This window comes from Endoryza foliicola (genome assembly GCF_050589245.1).
Lineage (GTDB): Bacteria > Bacteroidota > Bacteroidia > Chitinophagales > Chitinophagaceae > Endoryza > Endoryza foliicola.
Window position 1 is genome coordinate 643,148 of record NZ_JBOBEW010000002.1, and the last position, 25,414, is coordinate 668,561.

Sequence of the window (25,414 nt, forward strand, 5' to 3'; positions counted from 1 at the left end):
AATCTTATTGGTTTTTCTGTTTTACGTACTTGTTCCAATAATTTTTTACTACATTTGCACCCCCTAGATTCGGGTGGTGGCGCAGCCCGGTAGCGCACTTGTATGGGGTGCAAGGGGTCGCTGGTTCGAATCCAGTCCACCCGACAGAACAGGACAAATTGGTTTCATTACTGGTTTGTCCTGTTTCATTTTCACCTGAACTGCTGTTTAGTACTGCAATACAGCGAAATACTTCATTAACTTTTTCTGTTCGAAATGCTTCTTTTTTCCTGTCGTAGATTACGCCATCAGGAAAGATTAGATTTTGGATAATTTCTTTTTGATTGACATCTGCAGAACCCCACAGGGACGGGAGTTTCAGGGAAAATTGCAATGCTTTTTCCAGTGCTTCAGTTGTGTTCGAAATACTTGAACCAGCCTGGTCAATATTTCGGAGGATTTGCGCCTTTTCTTCGGTGAGCTTAGCCTGAAACTTTTGATAAGTTTCGTCAGGCATGGACTTCAGAATGAAGTATTGTTCCTCTATTGTATCTATCTTTTTCTGCACTTCATTCAGGTTATTTTTTAAGAGTTTTTCTTCGTCCACTTTTGCTGTTTCCAGTTTGGCAACTTCGTGTTTCATGGCAAATAAAAAAGGCTGCACCAAGTGTGGGACAATGGCGTACTTTGTAAGATAATTAATGAAATGGGTATTGGCTTTTTCAGCGCTCTTGTTATTGCAGCAACCTTTAGAACGGCATTTATAATACCAGCGGTTCCGGCTCTTTACGATATAGCCGGTATAGGGGCTACTACAATCGGAACATTTCATGAAAACCTTTAGAGGAACGTTTTCATGATGCTTTTGATGAAGGATGCCATATTTACCTTTGGCTTCAGCACGGACATTATTTACTTTTAAAAATAGTTCCTGCGAAACAAGTTTCTCATGTTTACCCACAATCAATTTACCTTCCAGCATTTTATTGGAGATTATACCACAGTAAAAGGGATTGGAGAAGATGGCACTTATTTTTTGCTTATAAATTTTTAGCCCTAATGCTTTAAGACGGCTGAGGATTTCTTCGTTTTTCATGCCTTGTGCTTTCCATTCAAAAGCTCTGCGAAGTTTCTTTCCGGTATCATTCACTATAATCTTTCTTTCCCCTTTGCTTCTTTCGTCACTGAAACCTGTTTTATCATAAACAATATCATAACCCATTGGCGGTTTCACGCACCAGATACCCCGCTGTAATTTTTCTCTGATACCCGCCATTGCCCTTTGTCTTCTTAACTGGTTATCGTATTCGCTAAAAAGGAACTGGATATTCTGTTGGAATACGCCACCTGGGTTGCTGGTATCAATGGGCTGGGTAACCGCAATGATGGTGATGCCATATTTTTCCCGCAAGTCTTTAGCCAGTTTAATCGCACCACCACCGGTACGGGAAAAGCGGTCGAGCAGGTACACGAAAATGTGTGTTACCTTTTTATTCTTGCGGGCATAATCCAGCATACGCTGGAACTCTTTACGCCCATCCGTTTTTGCACTTTCATATACACCACCAAAATATTCCAACAATTCAAAATTTTGACGGGTTGCGTATTCTTCAATGGTTTTACGCTGCCACTCTAAAGAGAGGTTAGTATCAAATTGTTCTTTGCTGGAAACCCTGGTATAAACAATGGCTTTACGTTCACCTGATTTTACAATAGCAAGCGAAGGCTTTTTAGCCCATTTTGAAAATAAATCAATACTTGTATTCATGCGGCTTTTGATTTAGTTCGTTTTGTTGGATTCAAATATACAACTTGTTGATTATCAATTATATCTATTTCTTTCGCCTTAATGATCTGGTGGCAGACAGTACTCAGTTTTTCTAGGGTTTTGATAATATTATTAGCCTCGGTTTCTGAGTAATGTTCACAACCGGGGAAGGAGTGAAGGATTTCGGGGTTTAATGGAATGATACAGGGGTTTATATCAACCGCACAAACGCCCAGCTTGTTTTGCTTAGTTTTCATTGGATATGGATTTATTAATTGAAAAATCCGGTTGAGAGGAACCGGATTTTTATGATTGTTAGTCGTTAAAAATATCTATTTCCCCTCCCTGATTAAACCTTCCCATTTGCACAGCCTTTCCTTTCTCCGGCACTTCAATCACCACATCCACATCATGCTGGAAACTTTGAGAGCCTTTAAAATTCCCAAATTTTGTAGATTGAAAAATGTAAATGAAAGATTTGGTTGGGTTAAAGGCTTTCAGCCGGTTCAGGTCTTCAGGTAATAAGCCAAGCCGGTTTACGCTATCCAGGAAAATAAAATCATAAGGGGATAAGCCTTCCGGCAATACAGCCGCAACAAATAAATTCGGGTGTGCCACATCTTTATCATTCAGTTTCTTTTGCAATGTCATATCCAACCCTTCTTCTTTTGCCACATACAGCACTTTTCCATGATTCCTTGCCAGGTAACCGGCGAAGTCAATGCAGAGATATGACTTACCCATTTTGGGTTTGCCAAATACCATTGCGGTAAAGTTGGAGGATGGGTCGCCGATGAGGTCAAACCATTTCCCTTTAAGACCGATGGTTTCAAATTGCATATTGGCAAAATCCATGCTGTTCATAATGGCCGGCATTTCTTCAAAACCGTTTAACGGATTGCAGGCACAGCCCAAAACTCCTTCAATACCATTAAGCTCTCTTTGCTCTATGAGTAATGTCTTTTGCTTTTTATCACTAATAAATTCCCGCAGGTTTTTTATATGCCTGCTGCAAAGGGGCTTCATACATATCACCCTTCCTCACTTTTCGCTTTTTAGCCGCTGTTTCCATTTGTTTTACCAGTTTAATGGCTTTTTCTTTCATCCCGGCTTTACCATTCAGGTTGATGTACTTCTTCAATAACTGTATAGAAGGATATATTTTTTCTCCACCTAATAAATCAGTAAACTCTTTTAATGTTTTCGCATTTACTTCCAGCTTTATTTTAGCCTTCATGGTATTGAAAGTCTTAACAAGACTATCCTGGATATATTTTACCTGCACGGCATACGGAGAAGTTTTACGGATGCGTTTTTCCAAAATTGCTTTTTGAAGGCCGTTGATAAAGCGGAGTAAATCATCCTTTGTTTTTGTCTTGCCATTCAGGTTTACAAAGCGGCGGATAAACCGAAGCTCTTCTGGAATCCTTTCCACCAACTGCGGACCATCTTCAGCAGGCATATCTTCATCACTTTTTTTAGACTTGGTAGGCTTTGTAATACCTTGCCTCCGCATAGTTTCTTTGATGACTTCATCATGCTGTTTTCTTTCGCCCTCTTTCTTCGCCTGTTTCTTTTGGGCTTTTGAAGTATTGCTGACAAACTCGTTCAGTTTTGCCAGGTACATATCCACCGTTTTCTTAATCGGCTCACTGGAATGATACGACACCCAGCTTGACCCATTACTGGTTGCCTTTAAAATAAATTCATGGCCTTTTCTTAATGCTTCCGGTAATGATTTTAAATCTAATGAATTGACCTTATTAAAGTAGTTATCTATTGTTATCATAGGATGGATTGTTTTTATGCTGCTAATAATTCAAGTTCAAGTGCCAGGGCTTCTGCTTCCAGTTCAAGGATGGCTACATTGTCCGGAAGTTCTTCTTCCTCATCATCGGGCGGTAGTTTTATTTTTTTCCGGTTGCTGTATCTTCCTGTATCAGACTTGATATTTTTTAGGTCAGATGAATGAATAGTTATAGAACATCCATGAGTAGTCTGTAAAATCTCCAGCAGTTTATCAATATTCTTCTCTGGCAACATGGCCACCATTTTGTCAGATACTTTTTCAAAATTGGTTTTCTCCACCAGCTCAAGGATATTCTTATCTAAATAAATATCGCCGCCCCTTGCCCTGGACGCTGATATTATCAGTTTGAAGTGATTACCTGTCCTGAAAAATGATAAGCCATTATTGGTAATGATTTGAGAGTTCTGCACCAATGATTTTACAATCGGTGCAGCTTTCAGTATTGGCACTACTACTTTATCCTGCACCTGTTCACCAGAGTTCCAGTTCTCCGGCATCAGGATTCCCTTTTTGGTTTCTTGCTTAATTGTTGTATAACTTACCAACTTGCCCTTAAAATCAGAAAAGGCTTGCAGCAGGTTACCGGTGATGATGTGGCGGATACGTCGGTCAGTGTTGTTTTCCTTAGTGTATTTCTCCCACTCATGCAGTAAAACATTCATGCTGGGCTGAGATATATCTGCACTTGCACCAATGATTGTCATTATATCTTCTGAGTAAGATGCCGGGATGGCCAGGTATTTAGAACTGTTGGCAATAGCAATACGCAGTTTGATTGCTGAAGGAGCATAAGGGTTCTTCTTTTTCTTATCAATTACAAATCCTAAAAACACGGCTGGCACCAACTCATTACCGCCATTGTAAGTTTCAATGGGATAACGGATATTACGGCTGATATAGAAAAACCGGAAGGCTTTTTCTATATACTGCTTTCGGTTATCAAAGGTCTTTTTGAGATTTTGTAATTGCAGTTCTTTTGCGCCAGTCAATTCTTTTTCTCTTTCTGCGACAGCCTGCCGCCATGCTCCCTCGCCCTGCTTTTCCAATATCTTCTGAATCTTCTTTTCACCGGGGACATTTTTTATCAGCTCATCATACTTGGCTTCGGTTTCAGCTTCTTCCTCTTTCAATCTTTCCGCCACAGATGCTTCATAATCTTCCACCAGTTTATCCTGTAGTTTATGAGGGTCATTACCTTTTAATGATTCATTGATAAGATTTTCCAGTTCTGTTTTGGAAAAAGGCTTTTTCAACACATTGGCACGGACGGTCTCCAGCGTACTGTCATCGCCAAAGGCGCTGTCACTGCCTTTGCCCATTTTTATTACCTTAGAAGAAACCGTTTCAGCTTCCAGGTTCATGGCTTCCACTTCCAAATCATAATCACCGGTTTGTTTCAGGTACTCTACATAATCATTATAGCGTTCCGCAATCTCATTATAAAAATCCTGCTGCATTTTAGTAGATAAAACAGCTACCCGGCCAGAAACTTTATGTGCCGCATCTTCCAATGTTTGCGATTCACTACTGCCGCTATCAGCCTTGGAATCTTTCAAATGCAATGGGTCGTCCAGTAATTCATTTACATCCTTATTCTCCATTAGGTAGTCCTTCACAATCTTGTCGCCGTATTTATTTAAGAAATCTGGCACATCTAAAATCTTCGTGGATTGCTTTTGATTGGAGGTAGTGTTTGCATCTAATGACTTCAGTTTTTTCTGTAACATCATCATCAACCTTTTTTCAGCCGGGATGGCGGACGTTACATAGTCATAAATCGGTTTTAAGATTTGCCCGGTTCGGTTGACGCGGCCTCTTTTTTGCACTTCCGTATTAATGTCCAGCTCTGCCTGCAGCACAATCATTACCCTTTGCTTTACCTGCTCTTTGGAAACTTTAGCCGTAGGTATGGCATGTGCAGATGCGCCGGTACTGCCGGACTGGTTAATCATCAGCACATCCACTTCATTATTATTGAACTGCCGGAAAGCATCATTGGTATTGATACGTTTTCTTGCCAGTATCAAAGCCTTACTGCCCTTCCAGTTGAGTTGCAGTTCATACTTACGGCCTGTTACTTCGGCGACACTGTAGCCGGCGTCTTTTATTTTCTTGATGATAATATCAATCGGGGAAATAGTAATACCCGTTGAGACGTTATTTATCTTTCCCAGTATTCGGTGGTATTCGGTTTGAGCTTCCGGCGGCAGTTCACTTAATTCAAATTTTTTGTGAATAGCATTGCCGTCCACATCTTTTTCGGAATAACGTAAAATACCATCTAACCCTCTTTTAAGAACTTCACTAAAATCAGCATTGATAGTATCGCCATCACCAACCGGAACGCCCTGTTCATTTTCCATTGATTCAATAAAGCTGCCCATTGTAGAAGCGAAGGCAATCACCGGCTTTTTTCCCTCCTTTAATCTTTTAATTGCCTGGTCAGCGACTGCTTCCGCCTTTAAAGAAAAAAGCATCTGGTTAATTACCTGGAACACTTTGGAAAAATAAGGTTGATTATCAACGCCAGCTTGTGAAGTACCTTCACGCAGTGCAACTTCTTTGCCTTCAGCTACTGCAATTTTATCCAGTTCCTCTACCTGTGCATCCACGAAGTTTGTTTGGAAGGCAATAATATCACGGAGTATATCAGTAATGTTATCTGCAATGGCACGGTGTTCTTCTGACTTAGTATCTAAAGACAAATAATTTACTTCCACTCCTTCAAAACTTCTTTCCCTGCGCACCATTTGTCCCTCAGCAACCAATTGTGAGGATAACACTTCCTGCAATGCCACGCCGCCTCTTGTAATAGCTTCCACCAAATCATCCCTGCTCATATTGCAATCGGCAATGGAAGTTTTCATAGCATAGATGGGCATGTTGTCGGGTCGCTTCGCAAATGTGGCTGACAGGAATACAACACCTTTGGTTTTTGAAACAACACCTTGCAGAAATTCACCCGTATTGGATGAGCCACTGGAATTATGTGCTTCATCCATGATAAAAATATTATCATCAGCAATAGCCCGGAGAAAGTTTGGTTTTTCGGGTTTCTTTTCTGGAGAATTAAACTGCGAATAGGTAGCCAGTACAAAATCATATTGCGCAGATACGGTTCTCGAACTGATAATACTTTGCTGCTCGGTGGGAGACGGTGCCTGGTATATAACTTCACCATCCTCATCTTTTATATCTGTCTTGGATTCCTTGCTGTTTACAATCAGTGGCTTTAAATGTCCTGAACCAATGGCTGATAAATCACGGTAAATGTCAGAGAACAGGTTTGCTTTTTCTGTAAGAAATACCGGCTTGACACCCTGGTTCACTGCATAGCGTATCATAGCAGCAGCAACCCGTCCTTTCCCAATACCCGTCTGGTCGCCGATAATCATGCCCTGGCTTCTTGCTTCAATATTATAAATAGTCATTGCCACCGCATCAATCTGTTCAGCAGATAAAACTTTACACAGCGCAGCTTTATTAGGATATTTTAAGCGGTGGCGAACAAAGTTGTCAATATCTCCGCCAACTTCTTCTTTTATACTTAGTACAGCCTGTCTTGTTTCAAAAGCCATACTGTCGGGCACTTGTGTATTTAATACGACACAACTTTCGGATGCTGGTTCGTAAGGCGCTCCGAGAGCCTCCCCCAACCCCTCCGAAGGAGGGGCTTTAAACAGCTTCATTAAATTCTGTGCTTCCTGTTCTAATGAAGAAATATTTTTTTTCATAGGTTCTGTTTTTATTCCTTCTCCTTTGGAGAGGGTAAGGGAGAGGCTTTCCATCACTCTTTGAAAAAGCTCATCAAAGGCTTTTACTTCATGGTCTTTATCGGGATTGTAAACAGGTGCTGCACCAGATGCTGTTTGTTTTCTGCCATTAATCAAAATCAGGCGGACATCAAAAGATGTTCCCTGTCTTGAATAAAGTTTTGCGCCATCAATATTGATTACATCAGCCACATGATAGCGACTGTATAGGTAGTTAAAGAAAATCCTGTTTTTACCTGCTGTGATTCTGCCTTTGTCATCCCAGGTAGTATGGCCACCAATGATGATGGCTGCCTTACCAGTATCAACCATGCAGTCTAAGGCCCTTAAAGCCATCACATGCTCTAAGGGTTTAATCGGAAAAGTATCAAACATAACTTCCGTTTCCATTTTGCCAAATGGTGGGTTTGTCATTACTGCCATAAATGTGCGTTGCACATCAAAGAAAGGTTTTGTGGCATCTCTTTGCCAGACGTTTGCAAAACCTTGCGTTTTCAGGTTGCGGTTACGAAAACTATCCAGTTCATTTACATATACTCTTTCAGGTTTGGCAGCAATAGTCAATAAGCCATTGCCTGCTGATGGTTCAAAAGCAAAGCCTCCATTGAACTGAAGTTTATCAATCTCACAAAACACACCTGCTAAATAACCAATGGGCGCAGGTGTAGAATATTGCTGCAGTAAAATACTTTGTGAAGTGCGGTGTGATAGATTTACCTGGCTTTGATAGAGTTCAACTATCTGGTCAAATCTTTGCTTCACTGTCCCCCCGCTATGCCCCAGCAATCTTGCCCGGTTTACAATGGCAAGCTCTGTCAGTTCTTTTACGTCATTTTTATCAATGATACCAAATGAAGCAGCCAGCTTTTCTACGGATATTTTATTGTGTGACTTCTTAGTAGCTAAATCAAATTCAATCGCAGCAACAAACTGTTCCTCTTTATTATTTAAGCCATCCAATCCTAATAAACCATCATCGGCAAAAGAATAATAACTGTCCCTTGTTACAATCACATGGTCAAGCAACCGCACTTCCATCATGGCAGCACTTTCTTTAATCTTTGCTGTTAATTGTTCATCTGCTCTTGAAGGTTTTAGGTTGCCGGACGGATGATTATGTGCAATTACCATTGACACTGCTAAACTTTTTAAAGCAGTGGCAAGAATAATGCGAATGTCGGCTACTGTTGCATTAATAGCCCCTTTAGAGTGTTTATAATAACCGATGATTTCATTTGCCTGGTTGAGATAAAGAACGATGAACTGTTCCTGCAATTCTACTTCACCTTCATTGAAAGTATTTCTGATAAAATCAGCCGCATCTTTTGATGAAGTGATTTTACCAAAATCTTTCTGCCTGCTCCTTGTATAAGAAACAGCTAACTCCGGAACATTAACTTCCGGAGTTTCGCCAAGCACAATTTCAGGTATGGTTTGGTATTTCATGGTTTCTTAATGGATGGTTATTCCCTGATAATACCGATACCGGAGTAGTCCAGCATGTAGCGATTTTCCCAAACATTATCATAGTTTTCATTTCCGTCAGCCCACTCATACACAATAATATCATTGGCTCTTGTAACACGCTGGATTGCCCAAACTGGCGCATCAATGGCAGAGCCGATGGCAGCATATCCGTAATAAACCACATTAGGTGTGGATTCATCTATGCGGACAGGCTGCTTAATACCCCCACCTCCGCCGGTATTCATAATTCCTTTCAGGTCGTTCAGCGCACCAAGGATACCGTTCAAAATACCTATTTCGGTGTCCTGTTTTATTTCAGTTGCCCCACCTGCCACATTGCTTAACAGCATGGCGTTAATAGCATCTCTTAACTGGCCTGCATCAGCCAGACCTGCCGGAGTTGTTACATCAGCGAACCTGACATAAATGTTTTTCAATGCCCCTTCACCAATGTCCAGCCGTATCACATCATTACGGATGGTTTCAATAGTCTTAATTTGAATTTTGCTTACCAGGATTACACTGCCTCCGTTTACAATTTTCAGTGAAGGCCCGTTGTTATATATTTCTATTGGCATCTGAATTATTTTTATTGTCCGAACTGTTCTTTTTTATAGCCTCTGCTATACCTTCTCCAAGAAGGGAACCGATAAAACCGCCCACCATCACATAGGCCACTGAGTCTTTATCCGCTTCCTTTGCATAGAGGTAGGATAAAAGGGATGTAACAAATGTGGCAGTAGCTACAATTGTCTTTTCTTTCGCAGCCATGTAAACATTTTGGATTAGTGAATAAGTTGGGAGGCAGCAAACCCGGATATAATAAGCAGCCCCAGGTTTTTTAATTTGCTGCCGAGCCGTTGTCGTTTATATTTTTTCTTGTAGAATTTTGCCTGTTGCTCCAGCAGTTTCTGCTGTTCGATGCTCTGCTCAAATGATTTGTTCAGTTGCTGGTACAGCGAATCTTTCAGCAGGATAACAGAATCTTTTTGCAGAAGCTGCTCATGCAGATTGTCTGTGATTGCGGTTTGTATGCTGTCCTGTAGATTTGTTTCGGTAATTAGTTCTTCAACCCTGTTTTGCAGCGAATCACACCCGGTAATAAAGCTGGCTGTATCAAGCACCTCTTTATAAACTCTCTGCCTGTCAATTAAATCATATACCTGTGTTTGCAACTCAATGTTTTTTCTTTTGGTTTTATCCAATGCGTTTTTTGTTTTTTTAAGGGATTCGTTCAGGGCTTGTGTACGCTGCTGGACAGAATCTATCTTTTGCAGGTACTTTGCTTCTGTATCCTGTGCTTTCTTTTCCAGTTCTGAAGCCTTGCTGTCAGCAATCTTAACCGGAGGATAAACATCGGGGCAGTTTCGGTGAAAGAACTGGCAAAAGGAAAAGCCGATAACGGCACCAATTAAAAGGGTAAGTATTGTTTTTAAGTTTTTCATATCAGATTGTAGGATTGTTATTGTCAATATTTGATTTGCGTTCAATAGAGTAACCAAAGCAACCGGCACCAATCAGGCTTGCAAAAGAGTAAAACATAAATTCAGGAACAGCTTTATTGAAAAACTGCTGTGCTATCCAGCTTGCTATCAGTGCCAGGAGAAGCAATGCGATTGCCAGTTCCCTTAAACTGTAGCAGCCGTTTTTATCTTTAAATAATTCTGCTATAAACTTTCTCATTACGGGTCTTTTACAAGCTGATAAGTAGCGAAGCCCAGGGCTGTGGCAATACCCAGCCCCACCAGGTCAAACATTAATTTTTTTTTGCTTCACGGACTAAAGCCCTCTCATCAATCAGTGTGTAGGTAAAATCATTACCATAAAGCTGTTTATGGCGCTGCGCCAACTGCATCATCAGGTTGAAGTCATTGATATTGGCAAACACCTGGCAACCGGCGGAATGCTTCTCCACAAACTTTGTTGTACCGTTAATGGATGCCCGGTGAATATTGATACCGAATATGCCGGTCTGTTCTTTGCCATTATTAAAGTCAAGTATAGCATCACGGTCATAATCCCGGATTACAGTCAAAGGCCTTTTCTGCGTAAGGGCTAAGTATTTGCCCCGGTGCATACCGATACCGTGTGAGCCGATATACTGTCCCTGCTTCAATATAGCCGTACCCTGGGGGTTCATCAGGTTACGCAGCCAGAACGTGCCAGGGTCAGTTGTTGCCGGGCAGCGGTGGTGCTGCCAGTCACCGGATGAGTTTTTATAAAAGATATTGAGGGTGTCGTCAAAACTATTAGGCACGGTGCTGTTGGCACGAATGCCCACAATATTGAGTTCAAAAGGGCGGCTGTAAATTTTATAGCCTCTTTCAGTCATGGTTTTTAATATAGATTGTAACATAGGGTTGGATTTAAAATGGATTAATTGGTTAACTGGCTTTGGAAAGGTTAAGGTCTGGCTCATAATTTTTTATCCATTCCTTCACACTGAAGCCAGGTGAGATGGAACCCGGTTCCAGTTCATCATGCCCCACAATAGCAGCACCTGGATATTTAATGGAGAGTGCCACAATTTTATTAAAGAGGGCTTCTTCCTGGTTGGGTGTTTTGGTGTCGCCAAGTGTACCGGTTTTATTTCTGCCGCCTGCATAGGCGATATGGATGGCTTCATTATCCACCTTCTCCACATTCTTTATGATAGCGGTATCGCCATGTACTTTTTTTATTTCGCCGGTTCTTTCCACCACATAATGATAGTGGCCATAGAACTGGGAAACCTTTGGGTCAAATGTTGCGGTACTGTGTACAACGATGTAGCGGATATGTCTTTTCATAAATTGAGTTTTATAGTTGTGTTACTGATTTTGTTTGCACTAAAAAATGCTTGCCGTTGTTTTCAAAGAGAGTGTAGTCAAGCCGTTTGGTTACTTCATTGCCGAGTACCATTTTAGCGGGAACTTTTATTGCCTGGTTAGCATTCACCCAAACAGTTGCGGGTTCAATGGTTACGATACTCACCCCGTCAAATCCGTCTAAACTCCATTTCTTGCCATCAAACTGCAGCCCCATCCGCAGGAACTCAAAACGGATAGTCTGCTTCTGGTCTTCTTTGCTGAATGTATTGAGCAGTGCATTAACAAGTGTCTGCCGAACTCCGCCGCCAATACGGTAGTTTTTAAATTCACCGCTTACTTCTTTATAATCATCTTTTGATTTAAGCCGCTTGAGTAACTGAATGGTCTGGTTAAAATCTTTTTTGGTTGCTGCTGCAATAAATTGTTGAGCGAGACTGCCGCTTCCATTTCCACTGCTTATTTTCTGTCCCTGCATCAGTACATTGTAGGTGCTCTGTTCAATCGTTGCAGGAAGTTTCAGTTTCTTTAGTGCAGCGGACATTTCTGGTCCAAAATCACCGTCAGCGCCATAGCGGGGCAATATTTGTTTACCATGTTTTGCAATCAATACTTCCTGTAATGCCCTTACCTTTTCACCCTTGCTTCCCCGCTTGAGTGGAAAACCGTCCTTGCTCACCGGTGGTACTTCCAGGAAAGGGTTATCATAAATTACTTGCGGCTTTGGTCTTGGTTTAATTTTGGGTTTTATCGCCGGGGTATAAGCAGGTGTATCAACATAAACCGGTTTAATATCCTCCGGTTCTTTCTTTTTGAATGATACATCGGGCTCATCGCTGTTCTTCCCTTTTTTCTTTTTGTAATACTGCCAGCCAAAATAACCCAGGATACCTGCTGCTCCCACCGCCAGGGTCGTAATCACAATCCGCTTCCTTTTCTGCTTTTTATTGTGTTGATTCGTTTTCATAGTTTACATCTTCGGTTTTTTGGTAAGGATGCCCATCATATCAGCATACTCAAACACAGTGAGTTCATCTTTTAAGTCGGCCATCAGGTCATCATTATACTCCTTTTTGTATGCTGCCGCCACTTGTGCAAATGCCGACTGTGTAGGTATTTCCTGGAACACTGCTTTTATTGCATCTTCATCCGTTCCATACGGCAAAAATCCCCAGGTGTTCTCATTAAACGCCGACCTTAACCTTTTTGCCCAGGATAGTATCTGTTCACTGGTCAGTTTGGGCTGCTGCAATGTTTTTCCTCTTTCCGGTTTTACCGAAAGGATAGCCAGCATCTCATTGTACTCAGCGGATGTCAGTTCATCCTGCATGTCCTTCATCAGACTTCTTGCATACAGTTTTTGATAGGAATTAATAACTTTTCTGAAATACTCCTTGCTTGGTATTGCCCTTAACACTTTGCGAATAGCTTCTTCGTCAGTTCCCCAGCCAAACCACATATCATTGTCAAAAGCCATTTTCAGTTGTTTGGCATAAGTCGCTTCATTACCTTCCTCATAAGTTTTCTTTTCTTCCGAATAGGACTTAGCCCGGCGTACCAGCTTTCTGCCAATAAAGAAACTCCCACCCAGCACAATCACGCCGAGTATGCCATACTTGATTTTTTCCTCAAGGGTAAATTCGTCCTGTTGGTGGATGGGAGTTTCCTGGTTCATAGGATATTGGATTTCTTATTCCCCCTTTAGGGGGTTAGGGGGCTTAAACGCCGAGATACTTTTTTGCCAAAGCTGTTTTTATCGGGTCATTCATAATGGTATGTGCCAGCTTAGTCAATTCTTTCTGACTGAGTTTTGAAGCCAATGTTATGAGTGCTGTCATCTTTGCATCGGCCTCTGCTTCTGTTTTGGCTTCAATGGAAATGTCGTACTGATATTTTTTCATAGTTATTAAGTTTTTGCGTTAAGTAAATCCGCCACAGGCTCCACCTGTGACGGGTCGACCATCAGTTGATTGAGTATGCCAATCACCGCAACCATTTGTGGTTCATCAAAGCAGTTCTGTAGTTGCTTTAAGGTGGCAATGTATTGCTGTTCTTCTTCTGTTACTGCTGCGGTATCAGTTTTCTTTTGAAAACTGACTTCACCTTGTGGTTGCGGAGTATCTAATTGTTTTTGTTCCTTATTACCGATACCTGATAAACCTAAACCGCTTAACACATCAGCATTCTTTTCAGCCAACCTGCCCAGCACGGCAGAACCGAGTTCTACCAGGTCAATATTTTTTAATTTGTGCTTATCGTTAGCAGACAACTCCAATTTTTCTTCCAGTTCATCAATATATTCTTCCGCTTCTTCCAGCTTTTGTTTGGTCTCCGTCAGTTCCTCCTGCATCCGTTTCACTTCATGTTCTTTATCCCTTGCAGTCAGTTTTTCCTGGATGATGTTTTCTATATCACCGAGGCCGTTCAATCCTTTGTCCTGTTTATGCTGTTTTACATAAAAACAATACTGGTCATTGCGTGGTGATAGGTTAGAGTTATAAATAACAATTCGGATTTTTTCCGTATCATCATTCATGTAATACTCATAGTTTTCAAAATCTTTCGGGTCTTCCGTTTTGGGAACAACTTTCAGGCTGTCCACAAAAACTTCGTAAGGTTTGGCATGTCCTTTTGCTGTCATGTCTTCCAGGTAATGCCGCAGCTTATCAATTTTCAGTTGGTCGTAATTATCGTGTGTTATGGGCATGGTTTGTTTTCGTTTGGTATTACCTGAATAAATCTTGCATGTTGGGTAATGACGGTATAGTTTCTTATCCGTATCTCTCCCCGGTGTTCATAATGCAGTTCATTTACATTTTCGGTTGTAACATCAAATACGCCGCTATCACTTCTTACAGCAATGCTCTCTGATGGTTCAATCAGGATAAACAACTGGCTTCCGGCATGTATTTTCAGCTTTGCTTTTGAAGACAATACAAAATGCCTGAACTGGATGCTGTAATCATCCCCGTAACCAAGCTCCCTCATCCGCCTTGCTATATATTCCAGTGCCAGGTTAATTGTCATTGCTGCTGATTTGTCTTTCTTTCAATCCAGATATAGAGCATTATTTTATAGCTGACATCCATATAAAAATATTCACCAATGGCATCTTTATATTGCCCGTTGATAAAAGCACAGCCACAAATGTTCAAAGGGTCTTCTTCCCGTTTTGCTCCGTGTGTCCAGTGAGTGAAATAATCAAAGCTGTTGCCATCTGGTTGCTCATCCAGTTTTCTTAAGGGGGTTCTTTCTTCTGAAACTACCGGTGGAGGAACAATTTTCATTTCACCAGCACTGATATTAATGTCCCTTTCAAACACCTCCTTTGAATAAAATACATCTGGTTTTCCGTTTGCCCGAAGTTTAACCACACCCATCAGGTTATTTCTTCGCATCAGCATTGATTGCTCGGATGCCGGTATAACATAACCCGGTACATTCAGCAGGTACAAGCCTGTTTCAATACCAATGATTCTATGCGTATCCCTGGGCAGTTTTACCTGGAAGAAGTTTTGCTGACCTCTCTTGCTGATACTTATTGGTTGTATGATAACCTGCTCCTTCATCATTGCAACACACATTCTACATACAGTGAAACACGGTAAGGAGTAAACAGGGCACGGCTATCATTGCTGTCTTTGTATTCTACTTTGATAGCACCGTTGCCTGCTGGCTGATTGCCTAAATCATAGTAGCGGTTGTTGGGTGAAACATTGATACCGGACAAAAGCAACTTGCTCTCATAGTTCTCAGGGAAAATCTCCTCTTTGTTGATTTCTACCTTTTGTGAACCCCTGTAGTACAGCAAATCATCTTTATCAGATGTAAACAATATGCCTTTTACGGCTGTAATGTTTTTATCCAGTTCAAATGTTTTGCTGAATGTTTTACCAGCTTCGGTTACAGCAATGTCAAATCGTTTCTTTACAGTTTGCATAGGGTACGGATTAGTACGGATTATTCAGATTCCTTTTTTAAAAATCAGCTACTACCGGCGGAGAGTTATTACCCATCCCTCTCCGCCGTTTTAACTTTCAGCTTTCGCCTCAAGTTAGTAGTAACTGAAACTCTTAATTACTTTTACGGAGTGGTAATCGTTCCGTGCATGGCCGCATAGATATAGGTGTTCTGCGGTATGCCCTCCATTGTGCCGAGTTCCACTGTCATTTCAATCAGCACATCATCGTGGATGAGGCGTGGATTGGCCAGTTTGTAATAACCCAGCGGTACATTGCGGTTGCTGCCTGTTTTAAAAACAGCATTGCTGGTTTCCGGTACAATTTGTTTCTTGTTGCTTTTCAGGTTGAACTCACCATTTGCAATGGCAGGAAATTCTTCCAGCCCTTTGTAATTAGTGGCAATCACTTTGTCTTTGCTTGCATCGGCAGATGTACCGGCCAGCAGGATAATGCCGCTTGCCAGGAATGCCTGGTTCTTGGGCAATTTGGAATTGCTGATATTACGCAAACCGATTTCTTTATCATCCTGCGTTTCAAACAGCTTGATTGTTTTGGAAGTAACCGGCTTGATGGAATAGATTATACTATCCGCTAAACGCAGGTCGCCTTTTACCAATGCTTCTTTGATATGCACCGGCAGTTCGCCGAAGAATTTTTCCATTTCCGCCCTTGAGCCTTTGCTGGGCGAGCCGGTGTTGGATAATTTGGAAACCATACGCAAACGCTGCACAGGGTTCATCTTACGCAATGCGCCGAGCAGTTCGCCGTCATCTACACCTTCCAGTCCGAGTAATGCGCCCTGGTTATTGTATTCTTCAATACCTTCTAAGAGTCCTAACATAAAATTTGAGTTTACCCCCTAACCCCTGAAGGGGAGTTAGGCGTGATTATTAAATAATTGTTTGTTTAAGTGTTTTTGTTTTACCCCTCTTTAGGGGCGGGGTTAATACAACCTTTCTTCCCACTGGTCATCTTCCTCCATTTCAGGAAGTGCTGCGCCTGTCATTTGCTGAAACTGCATACCGCTTTCTATAAGCTGGTTCTCTATGCTCTCCAAAGCATTCAATCCACCACTCAGGTCATTGTTGTAATTGAAGTATTGCAGTTCACCTATACCGTTGGTTGCTGCTGCGGCTGATTTTTGTTTGATGATTTTGTCTAAGTAGAGCTTTTCAGAAAAGTTTTCTTTGTAAGCCATCAGCCTTTCTTTTACGCCATCCAAACCTTCCAGGCCATTAACGGCTTTGCTTTTCTGAAAACCATTGGCTGCCATCATTCCTATGCCCAGCAAGGTGAGCAAACGGTTTTGCGTGTAGTGACCGGTTCCGGTTGTTACCAAACCAATGGCCAGTGATGGCCTTCCGATAGCAGAGCCTATCAGCCCGCCGCCGAGTACGGCTACCAGTAAATCCTTGCCGGTTTCCAGTACCGTGTTTTTTACATTGCCTTTGGTAGGCAATTCTTCATTCATGCCTTTCAGGAAATTTTTCTTCCGGGCATTTTTCTTGTATGAGTTTTTCGCTTTAGCCATATTGAATTTTGTTTTAAAAGTGTACGGATTGAATCAGAGCAGGGCTACTGATTTTTTCTTTTGTTGTTTGGATTTATTTCGTTTGTGGTTCTTTCGTTTTTTGTAATTGGGTGCGCCTGATAAACCACCACCTTGTGGTGAGGATTTGTTTTGTGTTTTACCGCCTTTCATCATGGCATAGCCAATCCCGATAATGGTTAAGCCTCCCACACCAATAGCAACCGGCTTCAGCCATTTCTTATTCTTTTCCCAAAAACCAGGATTGTCATTGTTGTTGCCAGGATTATCCGTGTTTTGGTTTGTTGTTACATTAGCCTCAGATGTATTGACAGGGACTGTTTCTGATTTAGTCTCCACCATTTGTTGCTCAGTGTTAAACTTTACAACTTCAGTATTACCGGATTCGGACCCTGGTGTTGCTGTTTTCACAATTACTCCCGGAGTTTCTGAATTTTCTTTTACTGTAACCGTTGGTACTATTCCCGGTGTGGCAGTGGTTGGAACTGGCACTGGATTTTCTTTATCTGCCTGTTCATTTTTTGTTTCGTCAAAATCTTCAGATCCTTTTGTTTTCTTCTGAAAAATATTGCCCACATCTTTCAGCATGGCAACAATACCTGCTATCACACCCGCTGCCGCCGCTATGGTGCTCATGGTAATGGGTTCACCGAGTTCACCAAATCCTTCCATGCCATTTACATTTTCATTATAGTAAATCTCAGTACCTAACAGTTCGCTTATGGGTGTGTAAGCATTCATGTATTCCACACCTTCCAGTTCAATCATGCCAAATCCATCCAGCCCATTCACTGCTTTGTCTTTGTTGCCCTTTCCACCGAGGATGGCTTTCTTTAGATTTTTCGGATTGCCGCCTGCACCGAAAAATATCTTTTCTAATTTCTGTCTTGCTGCAATCAGCTTTTGAAATTTTACCGGGTCAATACTTTTTGCCGATGCCTGCTGTGGTGAAAGGTAACTCCAGCGAAGACGGCCTGCTGCATTGCGGATATTCAGTTTCATGCTGGCAAGAATGCCATTACGCAGCAGCACCGTAGCAGGGTTAGCCTTATTCACCACATTCAGCATCTTGCCCAGGAACTTTTTCTTCTTGGGTTTTGGATTTCCGGCAGTTACGGGAGTTGGAGTTTCCACAGGATTGAGGTTGCTCCCTTTGGTAAGCAGCGCCGCTTTCTTTTTCATAAACGGCATTGACTTTTTAACCGGTACTGGTGATTTGGCTTTCAATGGTGAGGGCTTTTTACCACCACCCATTTTACGCTGGATAAGTTTGCCCAGCTCGGCCATGCCATCACCGGCACCATTTATTTCAAAACCATCATCAAAGCCACTGAGATATTGTAAATCCATAGGATAATCTTTTTTTTCACTAAATGGTACTTCATAATTAAAGCGGTCAGTCACACAATCAATGGTGATATAACCATTTTGAAAAGGCACGATGGGGTAGATGTGCTGAAAGTAGTCACGGTGATATTTGGTAATACGCAACGTATGGGCTATGCCGAGATTGGAAAGGATACTGGATATGAAAACCGAGTAACAGTCACAATCTACCCCACTAAAACGGTCGTGCCAGGCTCTTGCCGGGTTTCTTATTTGCTCATAACCCGGTGCATCTTTTTTGTAGTTAATGTGTTCATATACGAAGTGCCAGATATTTTTACAGGTTTCATAGGTATTGTTTGTTTTTAGTTGTTCAGCTAATGATTTGGTTTGATAAAGTGTTTCGTTCACCACTCTCGGTATAAAATCAACCGTATGATAGACATTCGCATTTTTGCGGATGGTGGAATTGCTGCCCTCTGCTATGGGAAACAGGTGGTCATATTCCTTTCCGCTTTTGATATGTCTTTTTTTAGTTGCTTCCACACTTTACTTTTTAATAGTTACTTCATTATTGCTCTCATAAGGAAGTTCTGTCCATCCCAGGTTTACCGTTGTCATCACTTTGATGGTCAGCTTCACCGGCTTTTTGTTCTGCAGGTTTTTCAATACATCACTTGCCACGGAAAAGAAACTGCTGACCGGTATTGTTACCAGTAGTTTACTGATAACCACTTCACCATAAGGGGGAATTTTTATATCCTTGTTCACTGCCTGGCTGCTGCCTACCGTTGTACCATTGCTGATAAGTTTAACAAAGGGGAACTTTATAGAGAAAGTCCCCTTTGTCGGGTTTTTCAACAGGACATCAACACGGACAACGATGGCGTTCCAGGTTAGCTGGTACAGGTTAGCAGTAGGAATGATTTCCAGTTCAGCCTGTGTTTTCTTTAGCTTCTTTACATAGCCATACACAGCTACTACACCTGCGCCTACGAGTGTGCCGGTTAATATTTTTGCAGCAGCACTCATTACTTGCTCTTTCTTTTTCTTTCTAAATAATCAGCGGTAAGTTTAAATCCCAGCCAGATGGCTCCGCCAATTCCAGCTTTTAAGGCATAGTCCAATAGCCCTACAAAGTCAAGGTTGGCTAAGAACACTATCCCCGTGAGCAGTATGCTGCTGGATGTGGTTTCGCTTGTTGTTTTAGTTTCCATAGGAAATATTTTAAACTGCTTGTTTTAATTCTTTTAGTGGTACTACAAGTGCAATTTTTTGTGGTACGCCAAGTGCTGTGAATATGCCCGTTACCTGTTCTATGGTAAAGAACATTTTTGTTTTGTTACTGTAAGCAGGGGCTTTGCTATCAATCCACCGCTTCATGGTTTTGGTACTTACACAGTAAATAGCTGCTAAATCCTTCATGCGGTAGGGACGGATTATCAAATGGCCCTGCTCATCGTAATATGGTTTTGGGGTACGGGTCATTGCTTAGTTGTTGCACAGTTGCTGAATAGCTACTACCTGGAACAGGTTCAAAAGTCCCGGCGTTTGCTTGTCTATAAAATATTTTCTCCAGTATTGATAATTCTGAATCGTTGGTTCTTCGCTGAACTCCAGCACGGCTTCAGCCATTGCTTTCAATTCGTTTTTGTAATTGGGCAATGATTCCCTTACAGATTTGATTTCATCATACCAGGCTTTTGTACCGGCAAAACCGTTTTCGTTTGTGCGGTCAAGCCATACGGATGGCAGGGGAACATAGCGGCTGCTGTTCTTACTGATATAATACCGGGTAAGCAGTACCCGCTGGCAGAAAATGGAAAATGCTTTTTCAGGATGCTTTGCCAGCCGCAGGTATTCTTCAATTTTTTCTTTGGCAGTATCAATTTCCTTTTGAGAGAATTGGGTACAGTTCCAGAGGCTGCTGTAAGCAAAATTCCATGCTGTGTTTACGAGTGGAGCTAATTCGGTTTGTGTGTCTTTCAGCCCTTTTACAACCCTCATCGTGGGTCTTGTTGTTCTTTCTTTTCGTAGTGCCTGTTGTCTCATCTTTTTTATTTTTTAGTTTGTTAATTCCGATTGACAACACAAACATACTATGGGGCAAAGGGGTCACTTTCCACTTTGAGCAAGTTTCAGCAAGTTGTTGAAAGAAGTTGTAAGTATTTGTAAGTTTCGGATGATTTTGTCCGATTCTGTCTAATGAAAGTTTTGCGTGGAACGGGTATAAAAAAAAGCCGCTTTGTAAAAGCGGTGATTAATTACTTCAAAGATTAAACTATGTTGCTTTACGAACTCATTACCTGTAAATCCTGAAATGTAACAATACCTGATTTATAATTTTCAACGAAATAGTATCTGCCGGTATCATTTTTTACGCAGCCAGATAATTCTTTTATTAATGGATACTTTGTAGGCTTGGTAGCAGTAGCAATAATAAAATCATAACTACTTAATTCTTCACTTTTGCGAGGGTCAATAGTAGAAGGCCAGGGAATATCTAAAACACCATTACTCTTTAAACAAGGCTTTTCTTTACCAATCCTAAAAAGTTTCTCATCAAATGCTTTATTCAATGAATTATTCCAAAGTGCAACAAGATTTCTTTTAACTTTTGCCCCATTATGTTTTGGGTTTATCAAGATGCCTAATACACTCCACACATCATCGCCTGCTACGAATTTCTTTTTCATTCCTTCGGCTTCTGATAATTTTTCCGCTTCGTTAATTAGTTGTTTATTACTTTGTATTTGGGATAAAAAAGGTACTACGAAAGCTGTACCCGACTTTCGTTTGCAAGCATTTGAAAATACCATTGTATAAATCTGGCTCTTTTCTGAAAACCTGCCATACCTGATTGGTATTCTGACCTGAATTTTATTAGTAATTGACAACGAATTTGCTCTCCAATTTTTGCGTATATCATCACCTGGTTTATCCAAATAGTCTTGCCACAGCAATGAACCAATAATAAGTACACCGCCTTTTAAGTCAATTTCTTTTTTTGTCATAACTCAAAATTATTTTAATATTCCACTGCTTTCCCTGGCAGTCCCAACCTGTCAAAGATAATTGCTACTTGTTTGGCATTATACAACCTGCCTACCTTTTCACCTATTGCCTCATTATGCCTGACAATCCAGCTTTTCATAGTACGATTGGTTATGCCATAAATGTTTGCCAGTTCTGTCAGGCTGTAGGGCTTTACTTCAATTGTGTTTTCTGTAATACTCATCGTGGTTCGTTTTGTCTGTTAATAAATCCGGGTCAGTAGTTTATTTCCTTTCTTAGCCGTAGTAAGCTAAATAATCTTCATGTTCAATAGCAAGTACCGTACACAATTGTATTACGCCCAACTTTGTTTTACTCATAAAATCAGCCAGTAGCCTTTGCATCAGTTGCGGATTTTCTTTGGGTACGTCTAATTGTTGCGGTTCCCTTCTTCTTATTTTCTGGTCGTTAAACTGTTGCACCAGGTATCTTTTTTGATTCGTGGTAAGCAACCCTAAATCATCAGCCCGGTATAATAATGCAATCATGCTCACTTTCCATTTGCGTTTCAGTTCGCCTAAGAGCGAAAGGGTAACACCGTCTTTAAAGTCTTTCAGAATATCCTTTGCAGGCATTAAGAACTCAGCAGCAAACAGGTTGGCTTCATGGCTTATATCCCGGTCATGCGGCACGGTACAAAAGGTGTGCATGATTAAATGCCCCAATTCAAAAGCCAGTGAAAACCGCTGCCTGTCACCCAGCAGGTTTTTGTTGAGGAAGATGATAGGGTAATTATCATCTGTAAGCATACTGCGGCTGTCCACCCTGTCTGTTCCAAAATCAAAACTGCTGATGATGATTCCTTTTTCTTCCAATATTTTACTAAGGTTCTCAACGGCACCGGCAGGTATATTCCATTTCTTTCTTACCAGAGCCGCTATTTTCTCCGGGGTATTGGTTTCATCCACTTTATACAAAGGCAGTTCAGGAACTAATTGCTCCATAGCACGGGTTACCGTTTGCACATGGCGGCGGATGATGTTCATTTGTGCTTCAATGGGTGTTATAAGTTTGGCGGGTACATTTTTCCGCTTGCGGTAGCTCAGGTTCACCGGCATAATCTCGCCTTTTTGCAAAAAGAAATGCGGGGGATAGTTGGTGGCTTCTGAAAGTGCTGCCAATACTTCCTCATCAACAGCAGTATCGCCATGCTCCAGCCTGGAGATATTGGCCTTGTAACTGTTCAGCTTCTCAGCCAGCACCGATTGGCTGAAGCCTCTGGCTTCCCTGGCTAATAAAATCATGTTTGGATTAATCGTCTGTATCATAGTTCCTTTCTTTTGTTGGGCGACAAACATAAAAATAAATTCTGCATTTTTTTAAAATAAATCTCAAAATGTGAATAAGTTTAGCTAAAAATAGTAGTCTTACGATTGAGAAATAATTAAGGAGCGATTGAGGATTATTTAGGGATGGATTAAGACTGCTTACGGAGGTGTTGTATTAAATTAAGCCATATTTTCGTGTGTAAATGCGATATATAGGGAATCAAAATCAAATACTGTTTATTGGGTCCATTGTACCCGAAAGGGCTTATATGTTTAGGGAAGAATTAAAGACCAGCCTCAGCGTAATCTGGAATACAAAGAAAAATGCAGATTTTGTTATAGATAATCAAAAGATAAGCCTGGGCAAAAATTGTATCTTATTCCTTACCGAATTTCATAAGGTAAAAGAATACAACTTTGATGAACTAAACATTATACAATTTAACCGGGATTTTTATTGTATTGAACAAAACGATAACGACTTAGGTTGTAAAGGTCTTCTGTTTTTTGGAGCATCCTCTATACCCAAAATCATCATACCGCAAAAGAAAATTGAACATTTTTCTATGCTATGGCAAATACTGATGATGGAAATGGAAGAAAATGACAGTTACAAAATGGAAATGCTTGGCGCCCTTTTAAAAAGGTTTCTTATTCTGTGTGCACGGATTTACCGGCAAAAAAATTTCAATATAAGACAAGATGATGCAGGTATAGCTATAATCAGGGAATATAGCTATCTTGTTGAGCAACATTATAAAAAGTACACAAAGGTTTCTGATTACGCCAGGCTGTTGTTTAAATCCCCTAAAACCATCTCAAACATTTTTGCAAAATATATTGATAAAACGCCACTTCAGATAATTAATGACAGAAGGCTTATTGAAGCAAAAAGGCAATTGCTTTATACAGATGAGCCTGTAAGCACTATTGCAGACGACCTTGGGTTTACCGATATACAGGCGTTTAGTAATTTCTTTAAGAAAAGCACAAAACAAAGCCCACTCAAATTCCGCTCCAAACGCAAATGAGTTTCTGCTGCCTTGTAAAATTAAGTGAGCCTTCAATTAAGTAGTGTTTACCCGGCGTCAGGAATAATTTACAAATAACCGTGACCTATGTGCTATCATTCCGTAGCTGCTGTAAAATATCTTTGCAAACAAAAAAGGAGATATTATGCTTAACTGGAATGATGTACTCAACTTTAGCTCTAAAGCTAACCCTGTACCAGATAAAAGGGTGGAAAAAACAGAAGAAGAATGGAAGGAACTTCTAACCCCAGGGCAATTCCGTATTACCCGTAAACACGGCACAGAACCCAGCTTTTCAGGAGAGTATTGCGAAAGTCACTCCCCCGGAAAGTATCACTGTGTATGTTGCGATACCCTGCTGTTTGATAGTGGTGAAAAGTTTGATTCGGGTACCGGCTGGCCCAGCTTTACACAGCCTGCAAAAGAAAATGCTATTAAATACATCAAAGATAAATCATGGGGCATGACACGGATTGAAGTGCAGTGTAATGTATGTGATTCACATCTTGGGCATGTGTTTCCTGATGGCCCTGCGCCAAGTGGCCTGCGGTATTGTATTAACTCACTCTCTTTAGATAAGGAAGTTACCGGTAAGGAATAATTTACAAATAGTAGTGTGCTATGAATTACCCGTTGAGCACTACGGTAAACGAACTTTACACAATAAAAAAAATTGAATAATTGAAAACGGAGTTTGCAACTTTTGGCAAAGGGTGTTACAGTGAGGTTAAAGAATACTTTATTCAAATTCCAGGTGTTATTAAAGTAATAACTGGTTTTGCCGGGGGCATTTGGATTAATCCGGATTATGATGATGTCTGCAGTGGAAGGTCCGGGCATGCAGAGGTGGTAAACGTAGAGTTTGACCCGGAGGTTATATCTTTTGCAACGTTGGTAGATATGTTTTTAAGAGAGTATGGTACTACAGATAGCAGCAATAACTGGAATCCAAAATCACCAACCCGGTCAATTATTTTATTCAGAAACGAACAACAAGAACTGGTGGTAAGAAATAAGGTTAAAGAAAAAATGGAACAGGCAGGTATTGATATTACTACAGAGGTCACTGCATTAGATACCTTTTACAAAGCAGAAGATTATCATTAGTGCTATTGACAGTGGCCCGTTAATTAAAAAACAAAAAAAGAAATGAATACACAATTAGCAACATTTGGTGGAGGATGTTTCTGGGGAGTTGAAAATTATTTTCAAGCTATCCCCGGGGTGATAGATGCTGTGTCTGGTTATGCAGGCGGCACATCTGTAAATCCTACTTACCATGATGTATGCGGAGGAAAAACCGGGCATGCAGAAGTGGTGAATGTAGAGTTTAATGCAGAGAAAATTTCATATAGAGAACTGGTAGAGCTTTTCTTAAAAAAATATGGGACAACTGGAAATGACAATAAAATCTATCCCAAATCCCAGTACCGCTCAATTATTTTATATAGAAACGATGAACAGTATGATGCAGTGAAAGATGTTTACAGCAAAATAAAAGAACAAAAAAACAAAACAATTACAACTGAGGTTGAACCTTTAGAAACATTTTATAAAGCAGAAGAATACCATCAGGATTATTACGGTAACTGCAGAGTACAAGAATAAAAATTTAAAACA

At 40.9% G+C, this 25,414-nt stretch carries 31 protein-coding genes, 1 tRNA gene and 1 pseudogene; 5 read left to right on the forward strand and 28 right to left on the reverse strand.

Features of this window, described 5'->3' with window-relative positions; translation table 11 throughout:
* Nucleotides 1-70 precede the first annotated feature (70 nt).
* Nucleotides 71-144: transfer RNA gene (locus ACQ2HE_RS06955), tRNA-Pro, on the forward strand.
* A 742-nt stretch (nt 145-886) separates the two neighbouring features.
* Here ACQ2HE_RS06955 and ACQ2HE_RS06960 read toward each other — a convergent pair.
* The 28 genes and pseudogenes from ACQ2HE_RS06960 to ACQ2HE_RS07095 all read right to left on the reverse strand — a co-directional run.
* A pseudogene (locus ACQ2HE_RS06960) lies at nt 887-1,747 on the reverse strand (recombinase family protein); the annotation flags it as partial.
* On the reverse strand, nt 1,744-2,004 hold the full coding sequence (locus ACQ2HE_RS06965; protein ID WP_407520799.1) for a hypothetical protein: 261 nt from the start codon (nt 2,002-2,004) through the stop codon (nt 1,744-1,746). The gene ACQ2HE_RS06965 and the pseudogene ACQ2HE_RS06960, both read right to left, overlap by 4 nt.
* 58 nt (nt 2,005-2,062) lie before the next feature.
* Nucleotides 2,063-2,773, reverse strand: a complete 711-nt coding sequence (locus ACQ2HE_RS06970) for a P-loop NTPase family protein (RefSeq protein ID WP_430902429.1) — start codon at nt 2,771-2,773, stop codon at nt 2,063-2,065.
* Nucleotides 2,724-3,536 (reverse strand): hypothetical protein, encoded by an 813-nt coding sequence (locus tag ACQ2HE_RS06975; RefSeq protein ID WP_430902430.1) that lies wholly within the window; start codon nt 3,534-3,536, stop codon nt 2,724-2,726. The genes ACQ2HE_RS06970 and ACQ2HE_RS06975 overlap by 50 nt, the downstream gene beginning before the upstream one ends.
* A gap of 14 nt (nt 3,537-3,550) precedes the next feature.
* Entirely contained in the window at nt 3,551-8,776 is a 5,226-nt protein-coding gene (locus ACQ2HE_RS06980; RefSeq protein WP_407520803.1) for a JAB domain-containing protein, read from the reverse strand.
* A 17-nt stretch (nt 8,777-8,793) separates the two neighbouring features.
* Nucleotides 8,794-9,375: a hypothetical protein gene (locus tag ACQ2HE_RS06985; protein WP_407520805.1), complete on the reverse strand. Its 582-nt coding sequence runs from the start codon at nt 9,373-9,375 to the stop codon at nt 8,794-8,796.
* Nucleotides 9,356-9,568: a hypothetical protein gene (locus ACQ2HE_RS06990; RefSeq protein ID WP_407520807.1), complete on the reverse strand. Its 213-nt coding sequence runs from the start codon at nt 9,566-9,568 to the stop codon at nt 9,356-9,358. The genes ACQ2HE_RS06985 and ACQ2HE_RS06990 overlap by 20 nt, the downstream gene beginning before the upstream one ends.
* Nucleotides 9,569-9,582: 14 nt before the next feature.
* Nucleotides 9,583-10,242 carry a coiled-coil domain-containing protein gene (locus tag ACQ2HE_RS06995; RefSeq protein WP_407520809.1) on the reverse strand — a complete coding sequence of 220 codons (660 nt, stop codon included), beginning with the start codon at nt 10,240-10,242 and terminating at the stop codon, nt 9,583-9,585.
* Between the two features lies 1 nt (nt 10,243).
* Nucleotides 10,244-10,480: a hypothetical protein gene (locus tag ACQ2HE_RS07000; protein WP_407520811.1), complete on the reverse strand. Its 237-nt coding sequence runs from the start codon at nt 10,478-10,480 to the stop codon at nt 10,244-10,246.
* Nucleotides 10,481-10,553: 73 nt separating this feature from the next.
* Nucleotides 10,554-11,153: a hypothetical protein gene (locus tag ACQ2HE_RS07005; protein WP_407520813.1), complete on the reverse strand. Its 600-nt coding sequence runs from the start codon at nt 11,151-11,153 to the stop codon at nt 10,554-10,556.
* 28 nt (nt 11,154-11,181) lie between these two features.
* Nucleotides 11,182-11,586 (reverse strand): N-acetylmuramoyl-L-alanine amidase, encoded by a 405-nt coding sequence (locus tag ACQ2HE_RS07010; protein ID WP_407520815.1) that lies wholly within the window; start codon nt 11,584-11,586, stop codon nt 11,182-11,184.
* 10 nt (nt 11,587-11,596) lie between these two features.
* A complete protein-coding gene (locus tag ACQ2HE_RS07015) occupies nt 11,597-12,571 on the reverse strand; it encodes a peptidoglycan-binding domain-containing protein (RefSeq protein ID WP_407520817.1) in 975 nt (324 codons plus the stop codon).
* 3 nt (nt 12,572-12,574) lie between these two features.
* Complete coding sequence (locus ACQ2HE_RS07020; RefSeq protein ID WP_407520819.1) at nt 12,575-13,279, reverse strand: hypothetical protein; 705 nt, start codon at nt 13,277-13,279, stop codon at nt 12,575-12,577.
* A gap of 43 nt (nt 13,280-13,322) precedes the next feature.
* Complete coding sequence (locus ACQ2HE_RS07025) at nt 13,323-13,505, reverse strand: hypothetical protein (RefSeq protein ID WP_407520821.1); 183 nt, start codon at nt 13,503-13,505, stop codon at nt 13,323-13,325.
* Nucleotides 13,506-13,510: 5 nt separating this feature from the next.
* The gene (locus ACQ2HE_RS07030; RefSeq protein ID WP_407520823.1) at nt 13,511-14,311 is read right to left on the reverse strand and encodes a hypothetical protein; all 801 of its coding nucleotides are present in this window, start codon (nt 14,309-14,311) and stop codon (nt 13,511-13,513) included.
* Nucleotides 14,302-14,631, reverse strand: a complete 330-nt coding sequence (locus ACQ2HE_RS07035; protein WP_407520825.1) for a hypothetical protein — start codon at nt 14,629-14,631, stop codon at nt 14,302-14,304. The genes ACQ2HE_RS07030 and ACQ2HE_RS07035 overlap by 10 nt, the downstream gene beginning before the upstream one ends.
* Nucleotides 14,628-15,176, reverse strand: coding sequence for a hypothetical protein (locus tag ACQ2HE_RS07040; protein ID WP_407520827.1), 549 nt, complete (start codon nt 15,174-15,176; stop codon nt 14,628-14,630). Before ACQ2HE_RS07040 ends, ACQ2HE_RS07035 begins: the two co-directional genes overlap by 4 nt.
* Entirely contained in the window at nt 15,173-15,544 is a 372-nt protein-coding gene (locus tag ACQ2HE_RS07045) for a hypothetical protein (protein ID WP_407520829.1), read from the reverse strand. Before ACQ2HE_RS07045 ends, ACQ2HE_RS07040 begins: the two co-directional genes overlap by 4 nt.
* Before the next feature lie 143 nt (nt 15,545-15,687).
* Nucleotides 15,688-16,407: a hypothetical protein gene (locus ACQ2HE_RS07050; protein WP_407520831.1), complete on the reverse strand. Its 720-nt coding sequence runs from the start codon at nt 16,405-16,407 to the stop codon at nt 15,688-15,690.
* A 102-nt stretch (nt 16,408-16,509) separates the two neighbouring features.
* Nucleotides 16,510-17,097 carry a hypothetical protein gene (locus ACQ2HE_RS07055; protein ID WP_407520833.1) on the reverse strand — a complete coding sequence of 196 codons (588 nt, stop codon included), beginning with the start codon at nt 17,095-17,097 and terminating at the stop codon, nt 16,510-16,512.
* 33 nt (nt 17,098-17,130) lie between these two features.
* Complete coding sequence (locus tag ACQ2HE_RS07060; protein ID WP_407520835.1) at nt 17,131-18,987, reverse strand: hypothetical protein; 1,857 nt, start codon at nt 18,985-18,987, stop codon at nt 17,131-17,133.
* 3 nt (nt 18,988-18,990) lie between these two features.
* A complete protein-coding gene (locus ACQ2HE_RS07065) occupies nt 18,991-19,473 on the reverse strand; it encodes a hypothetical protein (RefSeq protein WP_407520837.1) in 483 nt (160 codons plus the stop codon).
* Nucleotides 19,473-19,658: a hypothetical protein gene (locus ACQ2HE_RS07070; protein ID WP_407520839.1), complete on the reverse strand. Its 186-nt coding sequence runs from the start codon at nt 19,656-19,658 to the stop codon at nt 19,473-19,475. Before ACQ2HE_RS07070 ends, ACQ2HE_RS07065 begins: the two co-directional genes overlap by 1 nt.
* A gap of 10 nt (nt 19,659-19,668) precedes the next feature.
* Nucleotides 19,669-19,929 (reverse strand): hypothetical protein, encoded by a 261-nt coding sequence (locus ACQ2HE_RS07075; RefSeq protein ID WP_407520840.1) that lies wholly within the window; start codon nt 19,927-19,929, stop codon nt 19,669-19,671.
* A 3-nt stretch (nt 19,930-19,932) separates the two neighbouring features.
* The gene (locus ACQ2HE_RS07080; RefSeq protein ID WP_407520842.1) at nt 19,933-20,493 is read right to left on the reverse strand and encodes a hypothetical protein; all 561 of its coding nucleotides are present in this window, start codon (nt 20,491-20,493) and stop codon (nt 19,933-19,935) included.
* 239 nt (nt 20,494-20,732) lie between these two features.
* The gene (locus ACQ2HE_RS07085; RefSeq protein WP_407520844.1) at nt 20,733-21,455 is read right to left on the reverse strand and encodes a hypothetical protein; all 723 of its coding nucleotides are present in this window, start codon (nt 21,453-21,455) and stop codon (nt 20,733-20,735) included.
* A gap of 14 nt (nt 21,456-21,469) precedes the next feature.
* Nucleotides 21,470-21,679: a hypothetical protein gene (locus ACQ2HE_RS07090; protein WP_407520846.1), complete on the reverse strand. Its 210-nt coding sequence runs from the start codon at nt 21,677-21,679 to the stop codon at nt 21,470-21,472.
* Nucleotides 21,680-21,731: 52 nt separating this feature from the next.
* Nucleotides 21,732-22,763, reverse strand: a complete 1,032-nt coding sequence (locus ACQ2HE_RS07095; RefSeq protein ID WP_407520848.1) for a helix-turn-helix domain-containing protein — start codon at nt 22,761-22,763, stop codon at nt 21,732-21,734.
* Nucleotides 22,764-23,032: 269 nt separating this feature from the next.
* On the opposite strand from ACQ2HE_RS07095, the gene ACQ2HE_RS07100 reads away from it, so the two are divergent.
* The 4 genes from ACQ2HE_RS07100 (at nt 23,033) to msrA (ACQ2HE_RS07115) (ending at nt 25,402) form a co-directional block, all read left to right on the forward strand.
* A complete protein-coding gene (locus tag ACQ2HE_RS07100) occupies nt 23,033-23,794 on the forward strand; it encodes a helix-turn-helix domain-containing protein (protein ID WP_407520850.1) in 762 nt (253 codons plus the stop codon).
* A 145-nt stretch (nt 23,795-23,939) separates the two neighbouring features.
* A complete protein-coding gene (gene msrB, locus ACQ2HE_RS07105) occupies nt 23,940-24,395 on the forward strand; it encodes a peptide-methionine (R)-S-oxide reductase MsrB (protein WP_407520852.1) in 456 nt (151 codons plus the stop codon).
* Between the two features lie 80 nt (nt 24,396-24,475).
* Nucleotides 24,476-24,901, forward strand: a complete 426-nt coding sequence (gene msrA / locus ACQ2HE_RS07110) for a peptide-methionine (S)-S-oxide reductase MsrA (RefSeq protein ID WP_407520854.1) — start codon at nt 24,476-24,478, stop codon at nt 24,899-24,901.
* A gap of 42 nt (nt 24,902-24,943) precedes the next feature.
* On the forward strand, nt 24,944-25,402 hold the full coding sequence (gene msrA / locus ACQ2HE_RS07115) for a peptide-methionine (S)-S-oxide reductase MsrA (RefSeq protein WP_407520856.1): 459 nt from the start codon (nt 24,944-24,946) through the stop codon (nt 25,400-25,402).
* Nucleotides 25,403-25,414 lie beyond the last annotated feature (12 nt).